Origin of the sequence: Streptomyces sp. NPDC007929 (assembly GCF_042959065.1) — a bacterium.
In the GTDB taxonomy this organism is placed as follows: Bacteria; Actinomycetota; Actinomycetes; order Streptomycetales; family Streptomycetaceae; genus Streptomyces.
In genome coordinates, this window is sequence record NZ_JBIBKD010000005.1 from 533,416 (window position 1) to 549,733 (window position 16,318).

Annotated in this window: 13 protein-coding genes, 1 tRNA gene and 2 pseudogenes; 5 read left to right on the forward strand and 11 right to left on the reverse strand. The window is 69.8% G+C overall.

Annotated features, from left to right (window positions below; translation table 11 throughout):
• Positions 1 to 240: 240 nt before the first annotated feature.
• Entirely contained in the window at positions 241 to 807 is a 567-nt protein-coding gene (locus ACFZDE_RS19840) for a TetR family transcriptional regulator (protein ID WP_391201111.1), read from the reverse strand.
• 87 nt (positions 808 to 894) lie between these two features.
• On the opposite strand from ACFZDE_RS19840, the pseudogene ACFZDE_RS19845 reads away from it, so the two are divergent.
• Both ACFZDE_RS19845 and ACFZDE_RS19850 read left to right on the forward strand, forming a co-directional pair.
• A pseudogene (locus ACFZDE_RS19845) lies at positions 895 to 1,273 on the forward strand (NAD-dependent epimerase/dehydratase family protein); the annotation flags it as partial.
• A 282-nt stretch (positions 1,274 to 1,555) separates the two neighbouring features.
• Entirely contained in the window at positions 1,556 to 2,497 is a 942-nt protein-coding gene (locus ACFZDE_RS19850) for a TIGR03564 family F420-dependent LLM class oxidoreductase (protein ID WP_391201113.1), read from the forward strand.
• A 644-nt stretch (positions 2,498 to 3,141) separates the two neighbouring features.
• Here ACFZDE_RS19850 and ACFZDE_RS19855 read toward each other — a convergent pair.
• The 3 genes from ACFZDE_RS19855 to ACFZDE_RS19865 all read right to left on the reverse strand — a co-directional run bounded on the left by ACFZDE_RS19855 (position 3,142) and on the right by ACFZDE_RS19865 (position 6,259).
• A complete protein-coding gene (locus ACFZDE_RS19855) occupies positions 3,142 to 3,531 on the reverse strand; it encodes a hypothetical protein (RefSeq protein WP_391201115.1) in 390 nt (129 codons plus the stop codon).
• 753 nt (positions 3,532 to 4,284) lie between these two features.
• Positions 4,285 to 5,235: an NUDIX domain-containing protein gene (locus ACFZDE_RS19860; protein WP_391201117.1), complete on the reverse strand. Its 951-nt coding sequence runs from the start codon at positions 5,233 to 5,235 to the stop codon at positions 4,285 to 4,287.
• 94 nt (positions 5,236 to 5,329) lie between these two features.
• Entirely contained in the window at positions 5,330 to 6,259 is a 930-nt protein-coding gene (locus ACFZDE_RS19865; RefSeq protein ID WP_391201119.1) for a hypothetical protein, read from the reverse strand.
• 572 nt (positions 6,260 to 6,831) lie between these two features.
• Here ACFZDE_RS19865 and ACFZDE_RS19870 point away from each other — a divergent pair.
• Positions 6,832 to 7,008, forward strand: a pseudogene (locus tag ACFZDE_RS19870) (site-specific integrase); the annotation flags it as partial.
• A gap of 49 nt (positions 7,009 to 7,057) precedes the next feature.
• Here the strand turns inward: ACFZDE_RS19870 and ACFZDE_RS19875 are convergent.
• Positions 7,058 to 7,131, reverse strand: a tRNA-Gly gene (locus ACFZDE_RS19875).
• 630 nt (positions 7,132 to 7,761) lie between these two features.
• Between ACFZDE_RS19875 and dcd the strand changes: the two genes are divergently transcribed.
• Together dcd and ACFZDE_RS19885 are read left to right on the forward strand one after the other, a co-directional pair.
• A complete protein-coding gene (dcd, locus tag ACFZDE_RS19880) occupies positions 7,762 to 8,337 on the forward strand; it encodes a dCTP deaminase (RefSeq protein ID WP_030846430.1) in 576 nt (191 codons plus the stop codon).
• A gap of 11 nt (positions 8,338 to 8,348) precedes the next feature.
• Positions 8,349 to 8,846 (forward strand): phosphoribosyltransferase family protein, encoded by a 498-nt coding sequence (locus ACFZDE_RS19885; RefSeq protein WP_390999048.1) that lies wholly within the window; start codon positions 8,349 to 8,351, stop codon positions 8,844 to 8,846.
• Between the two features lie 98 nt (positions 8,847 to 8,944).
• On the opposite strand, the gene ACFZDE_RS19890 is transcribed toward ACFZDE_RS19885, so the two are convergent.
• From ACFZDE_RS19890 to ACFZDE_RS19915, 6 genes are all read right to left on the reverse strand, one after another.
• Positions 8,945 to 9,955, reverse strand: coding sequence for a YIP1 family protein (locus ACFZDE_RS19890; RefSeq protein WP_390999050.1), 1,011 nt, complete (start codon positions 9,953 to 9,955; stop codon positions 8,945 to 8,947).
• 174 nt (positions 9,956 to 10,129) lie between these two features.
• Complete coding sequence (locus ACFZDE_RS19895; protein ID WP_391201121.1) at positions 10,130 to 11,482, reverse strand: FG-GAP-like repeat-containing protein; 1,353 nt, start codon at positions 11,480 to 11,482, stop codon at positions 10,130 to 10,132.
• A gap of 171 nt (positions 11,483 to 11,653) precedes the next feature.
• Positions 11,654 to 13,108, reverse strand: a complete 1,455-nt coding sequence (locus ACFZDE_RS19900; protein WP_391201123.1) for an FG-GAP-like repeat-containing protein — start codon at positions 13,106 to 13,108, stop codon at positions 11,654 to 11,656.
• A gap of 128 nt (positions 13,109 to 13,236) precedes the next feature.
• On the reverse strand, positions 13,237 to 14,646 hold the full coding sequence (locus ACFZDE_RS19905; RefSeq protein WP_391201125.1) for an FG-GAP-like repeat-containing protein: 1,410 nt from the start codon (positions 14,644 to 14,646) through the stop codon (positions 13,237 to 13,239).
• 182 nt (positions 14,647 to 14,828) lie between these two features.
• A complete protein-coding gene (locus ACFZDE_RS19910) occupies positions 14,829 to 15,143 on the reverse strand; it encodes a hypothetical protein (protein WP_391201127.1) in 315 nt (104 codons plus the stop codon).
• A 262-nt stretch (positions 15,144 to 15,405) separates the two neighbouring features.
• A complete protein-coding gene (locus ACFZDE_RS19915; RefSeq protein WP_391201128.1) occupies positions 15,406 to 16,203 on the reverse strand; it encodes a hypothetical protein in 798 nt (265 codons plus the stop codon).
• Between the last annotated feature and the right edge of the window lie 115 nt (positions 16,204 to 16,318).

Genomic DNA, 16,318 nt, shown 5'->3' on the forward strand with positions numbered 1-16,318 from the left:
GGTGCGCCTTGGAGGAGATCACAAGCGGAACCCGCTGTTTTGCAGAGCAGCGGATCGGTCTGTCCCTGGGCCCTCGGAAGCCGGGTATCACTGCTGTTGGCGATCCCCCATCAGTGAACCCGCCCGGCTTTCACAAAGTCCGGGCGTGTTCACCGTTGGTGCAGGCGTCGGCGGGTTCTGTGGTCTGGTCGGCGAGACAGGGGGCGGCTCTCTCTTCTATGCACGCCGCGCGGTCACGGTCTATGCACGCCGCGCGGTCACGGCCTTGAGCTCGTCGAGCGATTCCCGCATCACCTGGAGCATCTCGCGTTCCTCGGAGGCCGAGAGCCAGAGCTGGAAGCCGACCTTGAAGACCGCGATCCCCGCCTCGGCGGCCAGGGTCGCGGACGGCTCGGCGACGCCGCGTCGGCGCAGGGCATCGGCGATCGCGGCCGACATCGAGGCGTACTTGGTCAGTTCACGCTCTTGGAGTTCCGCGTTCGCCGCGATGACCGCCTGGCGCTGCCGGTACTCGCGGGGGTCGGCGAACGACTGGGCGACCGCCTCAAGTCCCGCCGCTACGGCGTCGATCGGCGCCATGGACTGCGGTGCCTCGGCCACCGCGGTCACGAACTGCTCTTGCAGCGCCCCGGATTTGCCGAACATCACCTCGCACTTGTCGGCGTAGTGCCGGAAGTAGGTCCGCTCGGTGAGGCCTGCCCGCTTGGCGATCTCCGCCACCGTGGTCTGTTCGTAGCCGCGCTCACTGAACAGCTCCAACGCCGCTTGCGCCAGGCGACCGCATGCGTTCGGCTCCCATCTGCCCATGCCCGGATCCTACGTGATGACAGTGACTGACATCAGGTGTTAGGGTCCGATGACAGTGACTGACATCAATGGGTCGGGGGCCTCCCCATGCGCATCTTCGTGACCGGTGTGTCCGGCTGGATCGGCTCCGCCGTCGTGCCCGACCGCAACGGCGCAGGGCACCAGGTCCTCGGGCTCGTCCGCTCCGACGCCACCGCCGACGCCGGGGCGGAAGCGGTCCGCGGCACGTCGACGATCTCGACGTCCTGGGCGGCACCGCCGCCCCTCCGGACGGGGTGATCCATCTCGCCTTCAAGGACGACATGGCCTTCGCCGGCAAACTCCAAGGCACTGTCGAGGCCGACCGCCGCGCCGTCGACACCTTCGGCGACGCGCTCGCCGGTACCGGCCGCCCCTCGTCATCGCCTCCCACCTCCTCGGCCTCGCGCCCGGGCGGGTGGCGACCGAGCCGAGGTCGAAAACCCTGACCCGCGAACTGCCGGACTGGCACCCGACCCACCCCGGCCTCCTCGAAGACCTCGACCAGGGCCTTAACTTCCGCACCTCCGCCACCACGGCCTGACCGCCGCGAAGACGCCACCTGCGCGACCGTGCCTCCACCCCGACGAACTCCCGGCACCGCGCACGGTCGTCAGCCGGACCGCCGAGTCCGCACGGTTGCGGGCCCGCCGCTTCATCACCTCACCAGCACCTGCACCTGCACACCGATGATGACGAGCGCATCGCTCACCAAGACGAGGGAGAACACATGCGCGTCGGAGTAGCCATGCCCCAGTTCGCGCCGACAGAGAACCTCAAGAACGTCGCTGACCGCGCCGCCGAACTGGGCCGGGAAGCCGAACAACTGGGGATCGACGCCGTCTGGTTCAACCAGCCGGCCACGCATGATGCCATCGTGCTGGCGGCCGTCGTGGGCCGCGAGGTCCCCCGCATCTCCGTGGGCACCGCCGTCGTACCCATGCATCCACGGCACCCGCAGATCCTCGCATCCGCGGCCAAGACAGCCCAGGCGGCCACTCACGGCCGCTTCCAACTCGGCATCGGCCTCGGCGCGCAGGACCTGCTCACACACGCCTACGGCCTGCCCTACCCGCCGCCGATCGCTCACCTGCGCGAGTACCTCAGCGCCCTGCGGCCACTGCTCGCCGGTGAAGTCACCCCCTACGAGGGCAGCACCCTGACATCGCGCCCGGTCGGACCCACCAAGGTGCTCGGCGCCGAACCGGAGGTCCCGCTCATCGTGGGCGCCATGGGGGCCCAGGCCCTGCGCGTGGCAGGCGAGTTGGCAGACGGAACGATGCCCTTCCTGGCCGGACCCCGGACCCTGGAGGAACACATCGTTCCCCGGATAACCGAAGCAGCCACGCGTGCCGGCCGCCCCGCTCCACGAGTGATCGCCTCGGTCCCCGTCATCGTGACCGACGACATCGATCAGGCCAGGGCCGCGGCCACCGCCCATCTGGCGTTCTACGACTCGATCCCGTCCTACCGCCGCGTCCGCGACATGGAGGGTGCACACGGCGCCGCCGACCTGGCACTGATCGGCGACGAGGCGACCGTCGCAGCCGGACTGCGCCGCTACATGGAAGCCGGCGCCACCGAGATCACCGTCGCCTACACCGACATCGCCCGTGAAGAAGACCGCCGCCGCACCTGGCGACTCGCCGGCGAGCTGACGCGCTCAGCCTGACCTCGGCAGCGGCAGGCGACCCGTTGCACCCTTCGTGGCCCGGGTCGCATACGGACGGCAGGTGTACCAAGCGATCGCCGCCCGACAGCCTGGCCAGCCGCGGGAGACCGAGCGCCTGTACGCCTACGACCCACGGTTCGGCGGCCCCGGCGACCCGGCGACCCGGCACCCGCACAACCTTGGACTCGCCCCACTCGCTGTCTCAACTCACTTACCCGCTCGTTCTGGTGCGGCAGTGGTGCGGAGCTGCGGCGACCAGGAGGTGATCATCTGGGTACCTGCCATTCATTGAGGCGGATTTGCCCTGGCGGTTGTGGTCCGCCAGATCACCTCACCGACGACAGTGGCGCCCAGGGCGGGCGGCTGCATGTGGTGAGGCATGGCGGTGATCTCGGCAAGCCCGGCTGCATTCGGCACGCCATCGAGCTTCCTGGACGCCGGGCGGGTGGTCGAACAGGGCAGCCATGAGGAGTTGCTGCGGCGCGCCGGCCGGTACCCCGCGTACTGGGACCTGTCCTGGGCCGGGCGGCGCGGGACTGAGACGGTTCCTTCCTGCGCGGACGCGCGGTGCGCTTTCAGGAGGGCTACCCTGCGGCGGTCTACGCGGCCTGTGAGCCATCCATCCCCAGGAGGGGGGTGCAGGTTCAGCCGGCGGCGGACAACATCGCGCCCAGCAGCGCGGGTGCGACGATCAGCCCCGATGCGCGGGCCACGGTCGTGTTTCCGAGCTTCTCGGGCATCCGGCGCACCGCGAAGGCCGCGACGAGGGCGAGCGGAAAGACCACCAGGGCGGCCTCGTCGAGGCCGACACCGTGACCGGACAAGCGTCCGACACCGGTCATCGCCGCCACTCCGACGAGCAGCGCGAGCAGCACCGACCCCGCTCCGAACCACCGGCCCTCGAGGTTCTCGACGACTTTGCCGAAGCCTGCTCCGGAGAGCTTCATCCGCACCGAACTCATCAAGGCCGCGCCCAGGACGCCGAACCCGGCGACGAGGAAGGTCCACTGGAGGGTCGAAGCAACGGTCTGCATGGCGCGTCTCCTTTCCTCAGGGCTGGTGCTGTTTGATCAACAGTTGGTCAGATGCTTGTCGCGCCGCATGAGTGAACCGTGGGTCAGACGGTCGCAGTGATCGGCCCGACATCTGGATCTTGTGGTGAACATGCCTCTCCGGCAATGGCTTTGAGGAAGACCTGAGCAAGGGGAGGCAGGGGGCAGGAGAGCTCGCTCGGCTCCCTCGGCACGGTCAGGCTGCGGTTGGTGACCTACCGTTCTGCCGGGATCTGCGATCCGTCGATGAGCCCTTCCGTCAGGAACGGTGAGAACGTCCCGTAGGGGCCCCTGGCCAACCTCGCATGAGCCGTTGGGTTCTCCGGGAACCTTGATGCAGAGGAGGTAGTCGGCGCCGCCGACTGACCTGCACGGGAGCGCTGCTGGCGTCTGACCATTCGCCGAGCCTCTACCCCGTGTTCCCCATGGCTCCCCACACGATCTGGCACGCGTCTGGCACGGGCGTGGCTGTTTGGTCTGCGCCTATCGCGCGCCACCGACTAGTCCGCAACCAACTCGACTCCTGACCAGCAGCTTGGATCGTCGCCCCATGGCATCCTGCGGCCCCGGAGCCGTCAGACGCCCTGAGTCTCCGCACCGAGCCTCTGTCATCCTCACCCCAGGTGCGAAGGGATCGGCAGGAACACCCCGGATCGCTGATGGTGCGGTAGTGGTGGCTGTCGCCGGATCCGTGGGGCGTTCAGGTGGGGGCGACGCCCGTTTTCGAGGCCGGGGTCAAATCTCCAGGCCGAACTCGCGCCGCCGGTCGGAGATGGTGGTGAGGAAGCCCTGCGACGCGGCCAGGGAGTCCGCGCGAAGGGCTTCCTCCAGCGTCGTCCACCGGACCTCGTGGATCTCCTCCTCCTGTACTTCGGGACGCGCGGGAAAGGCTCCGACGCAGACCCATGCGTGGATCTTCCCGGGCCCTTCGTCCCTGGGGAGGCACCCGATCGAGATCATCTCCCCCGCGTCCAAATCAATGCCCAGCTCTTCACGCACCTCGCGGCGAGCGGTGTCCAAGGGCGTGTCGTCCCAGGACTCCATCTGGCCCCCGACGGGATGCCAGTACCTGGGATAGCGGCGAGTCCGCGCGAGCAGGATCCTTCCCGAGTCGATCAGGAAGACAAAAGACGTCCACTGGTTGGATCCATTGATCCGTTGCTCGTACGCGTGGTCAACCACAGAGAGCGGAACACCGGGATCTGTGATCGCGGCTCGTTCGTTGACCACGGCACTGCCTTTGGAGGGGCCGAGCACCCTTGAGTCGTTGCTGGCCACGTGCTCGGTGGCGACCAGGGTCACGGACCAGGAATCCCATACGGCTTCATGCGGGCCTGTCGTGGTGTGGAACCTCCCGGCAGGAATGTGGAGCGGGCTCTCCTGCGGTGTGGCGTCCCATTCCGACACCATGCGGACACTCGTGGACCTTCCTTCCGGCGAGAGAACGCTTACTCCGGTTCCGGGCGAGCTTTCGACGGTGAACGAGTCGTACCAGACAGCCGTCGCGCCGTCATCCACGTCGTACATCGCGTGCCGGACACAGCCCACGACGGAACGTGTCAGCAGATCCCAGCCGTGGCTGTGCACGATGAAGGGGTCGGAGTCTGTTCTCCGTTTTCCGGCGGGCGGCCACAGATGCACGCGGATGCCCCACTCCGGGAACGTGTCCAAAGGCAGGCGGAACACGAGGAATCCGTACGGGTGCAGGTAGGAGGGTGCGTCGTCTAAGTACGTCCGTAGGTTCGGCCACCCTTGACGGGTCATCCACGAGCTGATCGCCTCACGCGCTGGCATAGGGGTTCACCGGCCTTCGGTACGCGTCCAGCGTCAGGTTCAAGAGTTCGTCGTCCGCCCCTTGGAGTATGTCTAGCAGGGAGAGGACTTCTCTAACGTCCGCGACGGAACCAGGATCCAGCTCGGTGGCGGACCGGGGGAGGGGCAGCTCCGTGCTCTGCCGGTTGCTCAACCGCATGTCCTCTTTGGTCGAGTCGTAGAAGGATGAACCGACCGGATATTTCAACGCGGCAGTGCCGGCCTTCTCGCGGGTCACGATCACGCAGGTATCGGACAGGTCGATCGTGAACGGTGAAACGGTGGACGCCAGGTACACCCGGCAGTTGAGCCGGGAGAACTGGTAACTCAAGAGCTGGAGCCTGATGATGGTCGCGGCGATCTCCGCCTGCGCGCGCCGCCGGGTCCAGTAGTCCCGGCGGTCAGGGTTCGCGTTCCTCCGGTACTCGGTGAAGAAGTCCATGAGTTCCACGTTGTCCGGATCGAGCACCTGCACGTTCACCGAGAGATAGTGCCCCTGTCTCTCTGCGCGCTGGAGAAGGGTCGGTAGGACCGTCGATCTGAAATACCGAGCCGTATGACCTCGGTAGTCCCAGGAGTTGGTGGCGTCTGCTGCCTTGGTCAGCTCCGCGGCGATCGATCCGGGGGCGGTGACCTGAACCTCCATCGGTTCCTGCCGCTTCAGGCCGTAGAAGAACACCACGAGCAGGGAGACGCACAAGGCGGCCACCGCGGCTCCGGTGAGCGAGTCGACGATCGAGATGATCGTGTCGCTGAGACCCACCTTGGTCGCCCCGCCGAGGTGCGGCAACGCGAACAGCCTGATGACGATCAGCAGGGCAGCGGCCAGACCGAGGGAGGAGAGGTACAGCTTCGTGTTCACGCCCGCCGGGCTGTCACTTCTCCCGGTGTCATCCATGGGCCATCCCCCGATCGTTCGACCGCCAAGCCGACCCTCGCACCTCGTGGATTCAGCGAATTCAAGAGTAGCCGCGGGTGGTCCATCAAGAGGCCGTGAACGCCGCTGACACCGCCGAGATGCTGATGGCTTGGGCTGGTGTGCCACTCACCTGTGCTGATAGTCCGTAGGCGTCCGTGCTCGTCTGCCGCCGCACGCCGGCGTCGTCGAGCCTCGGAAGGGAGCCACCAGCAATGAGTGGTCCGCTGAGGGTGATCGGGAGGGGGCCAAGTCGAGATCGCTGGAGTCGGGGCCATGATCCGGGGCGGTGGGGAGTGGCCCCAGGCCCCTCAGGTGAGGACGCTGAATGGACGTAGTGGCACGCGTGTGGCACGGAGCCTGAAACGGCGAAGGGCCAGCCTGGGAGGAAACCCCTGAGCTGGGCCCTTCTACGTGTGCCCCCGGCAGGGTTCGAACCTGCGACACCCGCTTTAGGAGTTCGATCCCAAGTGGTGGGTTGGTCGACTCAGAAGGAGAAATCTCTGTGCGTGTGATCCGCATTGACGCCTCGACCGCCACGATCCTACTCACCGATGGTGCGCGCCGGACAGTCGTCCGAGAAGGCCGCGCTGATCTATCAGCACTCCGACGAGGAGCGACAGGAAGAGGCCGCCGCCGGTCTCGACGCCACGGTCCAGAAGGCTCGGGAGCAGGCTGCCCGGAAGGCCGCCGAGAAGCGTTCTGGCACGGATCTGGCACGCGGTGAGTGATCACAGCGGACAGCAAAAGGGCCCAGGTCTCTGACCTGGGCCTTCTTCGTGGAGCGGGTGACGAGAATCGAACTCGCGCTCTCAGCTTGGGAAGCTGATGTTCTACCATTAAACTACACCCGCGTAAGACGCCGACCGGAGTCGGTGTCGAATGCTCGCTCACTCTACCTCATGCCAGGCCTCCGGCGTTCGCGTCGCGGGGCCTGAGGGCGTTTCAGGGGTGGGATGCGGCTGCGGGGGAACGGAGTTGGGGCGTACCGTGTCGGGCGTGAGAGGGTCCGGGCGGGATCGGAGTGCCGCCTGGAGGGGCGTCCCTTTGATCCCGTACTGTGGCTTTTGTCGTCAGGCGAGCAGTAGCCAGACGCGGCTCTGGGGAAGGGACTCTGGGACTTGATGGAGCGCACCGTCGTCCGTTGTGCCGATGGGCACGTGTTCAGCACCGCTTCGTTCCCGATGCAGCAGGCCGAGCGGCTCGGCCCCGGGCGGCTGCTTCGGTGCCCGCGATGTGCGCGGCTCCGGAGCGTGGTGCCCGTCAGCTATCAGAAGCGGTAGCGGTAGCGGTATCGGCAGCGGGCCGTAGCTTGCAGTAGCCGGACGGTGTGGTCACGCAGGGGCCGGCGGAGGCAGCCGCGGTGGGTGTCGGCGCAGGGCTGTGCGGCCGTGCCGTAGCGGATGAGCAGTAGGGCAACAGGGGCAAGGCGCGCGGAGACGTCCGGTTGTGGTCGCTCCGTGCGCCTTGCGTATCCTCGGGGCGTGCTTCTCTCAGACAAAGACATCCGGGCCGAGATCGATGCAGGGCGGGTGCGGATCGACCCGTACGACGAATCGATGGTGCAGCCGTCGAGCATCGATGTGCGCCTCGACCGCTACTTCCGGGTGTTCGAGAATCACCGGTACCCCCACATCGACCCCGCCATCGAGCAGGCCGACCTGACCCGGCTCGTCGAGCCGGAGGGCGACGAGCCGTTCATCCTGCACCCGGGCGAGTTCGTCCTCGCCAGCACGTACGAGGTCATCACCCTGCCCGACGATCTCGCCTCCCGGCTGGAGGGCAAGAGCTCACTGGGGCGCCTGGGGCTGGTGACGCACTCCACCGCCGGGTTCATCGACCCCGGCTTCAGCGGCCACGTGACCCTGGAGCTGTCCAACCTCGCCACCCTGCCCATCAAGCTCTGGCCGGGCATGAAGATCGGGCAGCTGTGCATGTTCAAGCTCAGCTCGCCCGCCGACTTCCCCTACGGCAGCGAGCGGTACGGGTCCCGGTACCAGGGGCAGCGCGGGCCGACCGCCTCCCGGTCCTTCCTCAACTTCCATCGGACCCAGGTGTGAGCGACAGCGGCATGACTGACGTACGGGAGAACCTGACCTACGAGAAGTTCGGCGTCGCCGTGCGCGAGCTCGCGCAGACCATCGCCGACGACGGCTACGAGCCCGACATAGTCCTCAGCATCGCCCGCGGCGGTGTCTTCGTGGCCGGCGGGCTCGCCTACGCCCTCGACTGCAAGAACATCCACCTGGTGAACGTCGAGTTCTACACCGGCGTGGGGACGACCCTCGAGATGCCCGTCATGCTCGCGCCCGTGCCCAACGTGATCGACTTCTCGCGGAAGAAGGTGCTGATCACCGACGACGTCGCCGACACCGGCAAGACGCTCAAGCTGGTGCGCGACTTCTGTCTCGACACCGTCGCCGAGGTGCGCAGTGCCGTCGTCTACGAAAAGTCCCAGTCGCTCGTGAAGTGCGAGTACGTGTGGAAGCGCACCGACGACTGGATCAACTTCCCGTGGAGTGTTGAACCGCCCGTCGTACGGCGGGCCGGGCAGGTGCTCGACGCCTGACCGGCGGACTCTTGGACAGAGACACAGACACAGAGACACAGACACGTAGACACAGAGAGGGGCTTCCCTTGGGGAGCCCCTCTCTCGTGCGTGACGGATCAGACCGTGCCCAGCTTCACGATCGACAGCAGCGCGATCAGCTGGATCGCCGACGCGCCCAGCGCCTTCGGCCAGGGCAGGTCGTGGGAGCGGCTGACCATGAGGGTCAGCAGCGCGCCGCCCGCGATCCAGGTGGCCCAGCCCAGGAGCTGCACGAACGTGGCGTCGCCGCCTGCGAACATCGCGAAGACCAGCCGGGGTGCGTCCGTGAGGGACATGATCAGCATGGACAGGCCCACCGTGGGCTGCCAGGCGCCGTCGCCGCCGAGCTGACGGGCGAGCGTGTGGGTGACCACGCCCAGGACGAACGCGCTCAGCACCATGGCGACCGCCGTCGTCAGGACGATCGGCACCGCGTTGGACAGTGTGGCGTTTATCGCATCCTCGCGGGCGCCGTCGAAACCGAAGACGGCGAGCAGGCCGTAGAGGAACGTGACGACGAGGGCCGGGCCCCACATCGAGTAGTCCCGCATCTGGAGGAACGTCTGGTTGGGGGCGAGCACAATGCCCCGGAGCAGCTGCTTCCAGTGCAGACGCGGGCCGACCGGGCCGGGCGCCGGGGCCGCCGAGCCGGCGCGGTAGGTGTCACCCTGCGTGTAGGGGTCCTCGCCGACCGAGAAGGCCTGGGTGTGGCCCGGGTTGTTCGCCGCGTACGGGTCGTGCGGACCCTGCGGGCCGGGTGGGTACGCGCCGTCGCCGAAGTACTCCGGCTCGCCCTGCCCGCCGTAGCCGCCGCCGTGCCCGGCGTTCGGCTGCGGCCAGGTGGGGCCGCCGCCGTTGCCGTACGGCTGCTGCTGCGGGTACGGCTGAGGCGCCGGCGGGGAGCCGTACGGCGGTCCCTGCGGCGTCTGCTGCCCGTACGGAGGGTTGTGCGGTCGCGTCTGAGGAGCGCCGTTGTTCCGGCCGCGTCCGATCCTGAATCCAGCCACGTCTTCGAACGTACCTGGTCCCCGGCGGTGGCGTGCCGGGCCCGGGCTTGTGGGCCGGGCTTTGCGGCCGAGCTGTGACATCCCTTAAGGGGAAGGGGCTTTGGGTGTCCGTGGGGTGTCAGGGTTCGGCCGTACGGGCCATGTGCGGGGCGGGTGCGGAGGGGCCGGCCCTTGGCGCACCCGCCCGGGCCGGTCTCTCGAACCCGCCTCGGGCCGGTCTCTCGAAGCCGGCGCGGGCCGGTCTCTCGAAGCCGGTCAGTCCGCGAAGCCGCCGCCCAGCTCCGGCAGGGCGATCGCGCCGGTCTTCGTCGGGACCGTGCTCGTGCCGCGCATGAGCAGCGCGCCGCCCGCCGCGCCCACGGCCAGGTCCGCCTTGCCGTCGGCGGTCAGGTCGCGCAGGCGGAGGGTGTAGCCGAAGGCGGCGTGGGAGTCGGCCGCGCCGAGCACCGTCTGGGCGATCCACGACGAGCGTGCGCCGCTGAGGCCGCCGGAGCCGCCGCGGAAGACGTGGACGCCGCCCTGGTCCTCCTTGCCGTCGACGTCCTCGTGCGGGACGCCCACCGCGAGGTCCGCGTAGCCGTCGCCGTTGGTGTCCGCGGCCGAGATCGCGTAACCGAAGTTGTCGTCGGTCTCGGGGCTGCCGGAGACGCCCGAGGTGGCCTGGGTGAAGGTGACCGATGTGCCCGGGCCCGACGACGTGCCGCGCCAGACCGTGACGGCGCCCTTGCCGTTGTCCTTGTCCGGCACGCCGAGGGCGATGTCGCCGTAGCCGTTCTTGTCGAAGTCGCCGATCACCGGGCTCGGGTAGAGGCCCTGCTGACGGTCGCTGAGGGTCTTGGAGGCGCCAGAGGAGAGGCCGGAGGAGGTGCCCTTCAGGTACCAGGCGCGCTCGCGGATCTGACTGCCGTTGATCTCCGTGCCGATCACGACCAGGTCGGTCTTGCCGTCGCCGTCGACCTTGCCGGCGGCGAGGGCGGAGGAGTACCAGCCCGCCGACCCCTTGTCGATCTTGCTGACCTTGCCGGTGGTGCCCGACCTGGTGAAGGGGCCGCGGAACAGCCATGCCTCCTCGCCGCCGATCACAGCCAGGTCGGGGGAGCCGTCGCCGGTGAAGTCGCCGGTCGCCAGGTCACGGCCGAAGTGGCCGCCCGCGCCGCCCACGGGGGAGATGTTGGTGCCGCCGGACAGGCCGGACTTCGAGCCCCACAGGACGGTGACGGTGCCGCGGTAGTCGTCGCTGCCCACGTGCTCGGTGGGGTTGCCGACGACGAGGTCCGCGTAACCGTCCTTGTCGAGGTCCGCGCTCGCGAGGGATGCGCCGAACTGGTCGTCCTCCTCGCCCGCCCCGGGGACGCCCGCGCTGTCCTGGTGGAGGTACTTGGGGTGGGCGGTGTCGAGGCCGGTGGCGGTGCCGTACACGACCGTGATCGTGCCGCCCTCGCGGTCCACGTCGTTGTAGCCGCCGTAGGCGAGGTCGCGGCGGCCGTCGCCGTTGAAGTCGTCGTAGTGCTTGGCCGGCGCCGCGGTGGCGGGGCCGGCGAGGAGGACGGGGGTGACGCCGGTCGCCAGCAGGGCGGCGACCAGGGCGGTCGAGGTGGATCTGCGCATGGGGATCTCCTGGTGCGTCGTTTCTGGGTCGGCGGCTGGTGCGTGGGCTGGGTCGGCGGCTGGTGCGGCGGCTGGGTCGTCGACTGCTTCGTCGGTCGATGAGGCCGGTGCCGAAGGTGCGGATGCCGGCTCGGAAGGGGCGGGTGCCCGGTCGGAAGGGGCTTGCGTGGGTCAGGAGTTGAGCGCGGTGCCATAGCCAGGGGTGCCGGACGTCGAGATGCCCGTGGTGCCCGGGCCGAAGCTCGTCGAGCCGGACGTGGTCGGGCCGGTCGCGGTCGCGCGCAGGGACCAGACGGCGCCGTCGCCGGAGTTCTCGCCCGGTGCGGAGACGGACAGGTCGGCGCGGCGGTCGCCGGTGTGGTCGGTGAGCGTGACGCGCTCCCCGAACCGGTCGCCCGTCTCGGAGGCACCCGGCACACCGGCGGTGTTCTGGGTGTACGAGAGGGCGCCCTTGGTGGTCAGCCCGGACGCCGAGCCGTACAGCACGGTGACGGCACCGGCGGAGCCGTTCTCGCCCGGGGTGCCGATGGCCAGGTCGGCGTACCGGTCGCCGTTGATGTCGCCGAGCGAGACGCCGCTGCCGAAGCGGTCGCCCTTCTCGGCGGCGCCGGGCACACCGGCGGTGTCCTGGGTGAGGACGAGCGGGGCGCGGCCGCTGTCCGGGCCGTCGGGTCCGCCGTAGACGACGGTGACCTTGCCGCCGAGGGCGCCCCCGGGGTCGGCGGAGGCCTCCCGGTCGTTCCCCACGGCGATGTCGGCGTGGCCGTCGCCGTCGATGTCGCCTACGGCGGAGACGAACCCGGCGGGCAGCTTCTGCAACCAGTCGGTGTAGTTGCCGATCTTCATGTCGGCGAGGGCGGTGGCGGCGGCGCCGTCGTGCGCGGTACGGCCGTGCAGGACCACGCGGGGGCGGCCGTCGCCGGTGACGTCACCGGAGGAGAGGTGGGTGACGCCGTTCGAGGACGACCACCAGTCGTTGCGCGAGCCCGAGCCGCCGTTGGACCCGCCGGTCCTGGTGAGCGGGCCGTTCACGAGGGAGAGGGTGATCGGGCCGGTGGAGCCGACCGCGACGTCGATGTCGCCGTCGCCGTCGAAGTCGCCCGCGGCCAGGGTCCTGCCGTAGCGGTCGTAGTCGGTGCTGAAGAAGCTGAACAGCGAGCGGGCCCCTGACAGTCCGGACGCCGAGCCCCAGACGATGGTGACCGTGCCGTCGTTGCTGTCGCTGCCGTCCTCGCCCGGGGTGCCGACCAGCAGGTCGGCGTAGCCGTCGGTGTTCAGGTCGGCTGAGGCGAGCGCGGAGCCGAAGGCGTCGTCGGCCTCGGCGGCGCCGGGCATGCCGGCGGTGTTCTGCGTCAGCAGGGTGCGTGTGGAGGTCTTCGGGCCGCTGGTGCTGCCGTAGACCACCGACACGGCGCCGGCCCGCGCCTGCCCGGCGACCGTGGCGCCCGGCGCGCCGATCGCGAGGTCGGTGCGGCCGTCGCCGTTGAAGTCGTAGGGGGCGGCGGCGGTCGGCGCGGCGTGCGCGGCCGGGGCGGGGAGGGCGAGGGAGGCCGCTCCCAGGGAGAGGGAGAGGGAGAGGGCCAGCGGGGTCAGGGCGGCGGTGGTGATGTGGGGGCGGGGGCGCATGGGTGTGGGTGCCTCTGAGGGGAGTCGGAGGGGGCGGAGGGTTCGGAGGGTTCGGAGGGGCCTTGGTACGTCGTGTTGGGTCGCTGGGCCGGGGGCGTGTCGTGTCACCGGGCCACCCTCGATCCGTCTCACTGGGCCACCGTCGAGCCGAGGTGGACGCCGCCCTTGAGGGAGACGGCGGCGGCCGTGATGCCCTGCGCGCCGGTCGTGGTCAGGCCGCTGGCGGAACCGCGCAGGGTCCACAGTCCGCCGGTGTTGTTCTCGCCCTGGACGCCGATGACCAGGTCGGCCTTGCCGTCCTTGGTGACGTCGGTCAGGCCGACCGTGGAACCGAAACGGTCCCCGGACTCGGCGGAGCCGGGCACCCCGGCGGTGTTCTGGGTGTACGACTTCACGCCGCTGCCGGTCTTCAGGCCCGAGGCGGAGCCGAGCAGCACGGTCACTGAGCCCGCGTCCCGCGCCGCGTCGATGTCCTCGCCCTGGGCGGAGACGACGACGTCGGCGTATCCGTCGCCGTTGATGTCGCCGGTGCTCACCGCGCCGCCGAAGCCGTCGTCGGACTCGGCCGCGCCGGGCACGCCCGGGGTGTCCTGGTGGACGACGGTCGGCTGCTGCGCCGGGTCGGGGCCGTTGGGGCCGCCGTACCAGACGGTGATCTGGCCGCCCTTGTGACCGCCGGGCTTGAGGTCGTACGGGTCGGTGGGGTCGCCGAGGACGAGGTCGCCGTAGCCGTCGCGGTTGATGTCGCCGATGGAACCGGGGTAGCCGTCGGCGTTCGGCAGCTCGATCATCTTGTACGTCATTCCGGTCCAGCGGAAGTAGTCGATCTCGCCGCCGGTGTCGCCGTCCACGTTGAAGGGGTACACGCGCTCGGCGGCGCCGTCGCCGGTGAGGTCGCCCGCGAACACCTCGAACGTGGTGCCGACCTCGCCGACGCGGAGGTTGCTCACCGGGCCCGCGGTGCGCGTGAAGGGGCCGTTGTAGATGCGGGTGTGGGTCTGGCCGGTGAGCGTGACGTCGGTGTCGCCGTCGCCGTCGAAGTCGCCGGTGGCGATGCCCCGGGAGAAGTTGCCGTACTCGGAGAGTGTGGAGGGCTGCGGCAGGCCCTTGCCGCTGGTCAGGCCGGACTTGCTGCCCCACAGGACGGTGCCGGAGCCGACGCCGTCCCGGTCGCCGATGCTCTCGTTGCTCGCGCCGACGACGAGGTCGGAGTAGCCGTCGCGGTCCAGGTCGCCGGAGGCCAGCGCGGAGCCGAACAGGTCGCCCGCCTCGGCGGTGCCGGGCACGCCCGCGGAGTTCTGCGTGATGACGGCCCTGCGGGCGGCGGTGACACCGGACGCCGAGCCGTACAGCACGACGACGGCACCGGCGCAGGAGGCCGAGCCGACATCGGCGCATGCGGCGCCGGCCGCGATGTCCCGGTACCCGTCGCCGTTGAAGTCCCCGGCGAGACCGGAGGGGGCGGCGGTGGCGGGGGTGGTGATGGTCAGCAGGCCGGTGGTGAGCGTGGCGGCCAGCAGGAGGGTGCGGGTACGCAAGGCGGAACTCCGGGATGGGGAGGGGTGGGGGTGGGGCGGGGTGGGGCGGTGCCGGGCCGGGCTTGGCGGGAGCCGGGCCTGGGGGTTCGCGTGACGGGTGGTGGGCGGGTGGTGCCGCGAGGGGCTTTGCTCGGGGGGCGCCGGTGTGAGACGAACCGGTCGGCCAGGGAGCCCCGTACGGCTCAGCCGCCGAGGTTCGGGTAGCCCGTCGTGGAGACGCCCGAGGTGCTGGGGGAGACGGACGGCAGGTAGGGGACCGCGCCGTTGCCGTCGTTCTCGAACGAGCCGACCACCATGTCGCCGATGCCGTCGCCGTTGAAGTCGGCCCGCGGGGCGTGCGTGCCGTCCGCGGCCGTGGCCGTACCGGCCGTCGCCGAGAGCAGCGTGCCGGTCAGCGTGGCCGCGGCGGCGGTCGTCAGGGCGAGCCGCACGCGGGGGCGCCGGGACGGGAGTGCGGGTACGGGCCGACGCCCGGCGTGGTGCTCGTGCTGCTGCATGCGGGGTCTCCTGCTGCATGCGGGGATGTCTGGCGGACATCCACAGTCGGTGAAGGGCCGGACTGTCCGTGTTCGCGGGGAGTTGTCTTGGCGTTCACGGCTGTTCGGCGATCAAGAGACCTGTGGCGGGGCGTAAGGGTTGTACGTGAGTTCGGTTGATTTCCGTGGTCCGGGGACGACGGTGTGTCGTGGCGCGGGGATCGCGCCTAACGGCGCGTGTCCGGCGGGGCGTGGCCCCGCCGGACACAGTTGTTCCCGGTCGTCAGAACAGGTGGGGTGCCAGGCCCGCCGTCGCGCCCCCGATGACGGGCACGAGCAGCACCGGCCAGCCGCGTGCGCTGCGCAGCGGCGACTCCTCCTGGCGGATGATCAGCGCCAGGGCCATGCCGGCCATGGCCGGCAGAGCGATCCCGAGGATGGCCAACACGAGCAGGTTAGGCACCTCGGCTGGATGAGGCCGAGGCGGGGGCGATCGGCCCCGGCGACCCGGGCCCGGGTGCGGACGACCGCGAGCATCCAGATGATGCCCGCGACGACCAGCAGGGTTTCGCAGGCGAAGACGATGTTCGCTGCCGGCATGTCGATGCCTCCGATCGTGACTAGCGGCAGGCTGCCTTGACGCCCTCGAGTCCCAGGAGCTGGGCGCCGACCCACTGGAGGTCGTCGGCGAGCGTGCGTCCCTTACCTTGCGGATGGCCTTGATCGCGCTCACGATCCGCTTGACCCCCACGGTGCCGATGGCGACCGCGACGGCGCCCATGCACCCGAAGCTGGGCCAGCCGAAACGCTGACCGCGCGGCGGCTTGTGGCGCGTCTCCTGCTGCTTCAGGTGGGCGGCGGTGGCCGCGTCGCCCTGCTCCAGCACGTCCTCGGGTATGGACAGCATGGAGGTGAGCAGGGCTTCCCACTGGGCGTCGGCCGCCGCGTCGTCGTCCGCCGCATCGTCGGCCGCCTCGGCGGCGACGGAGACCGGAGCGGTGGTGCGAGGGGTGGCCTCGGCCGCGTGGGCGCCGGTGCTCGCGGTGAGGATCGCGCCCGCGGTGAGGGCGGAGACGAGCATGGCGGTGCCGCGCGTGAAGAGGGTTCGGTCGGTCGTGCTGTGACCATCTTCCCCGTGTGTCTCTGTGAAGATGCGCGCACGCGTGACCCCCCACCCTTGTGAGGCGGGGGGTCGT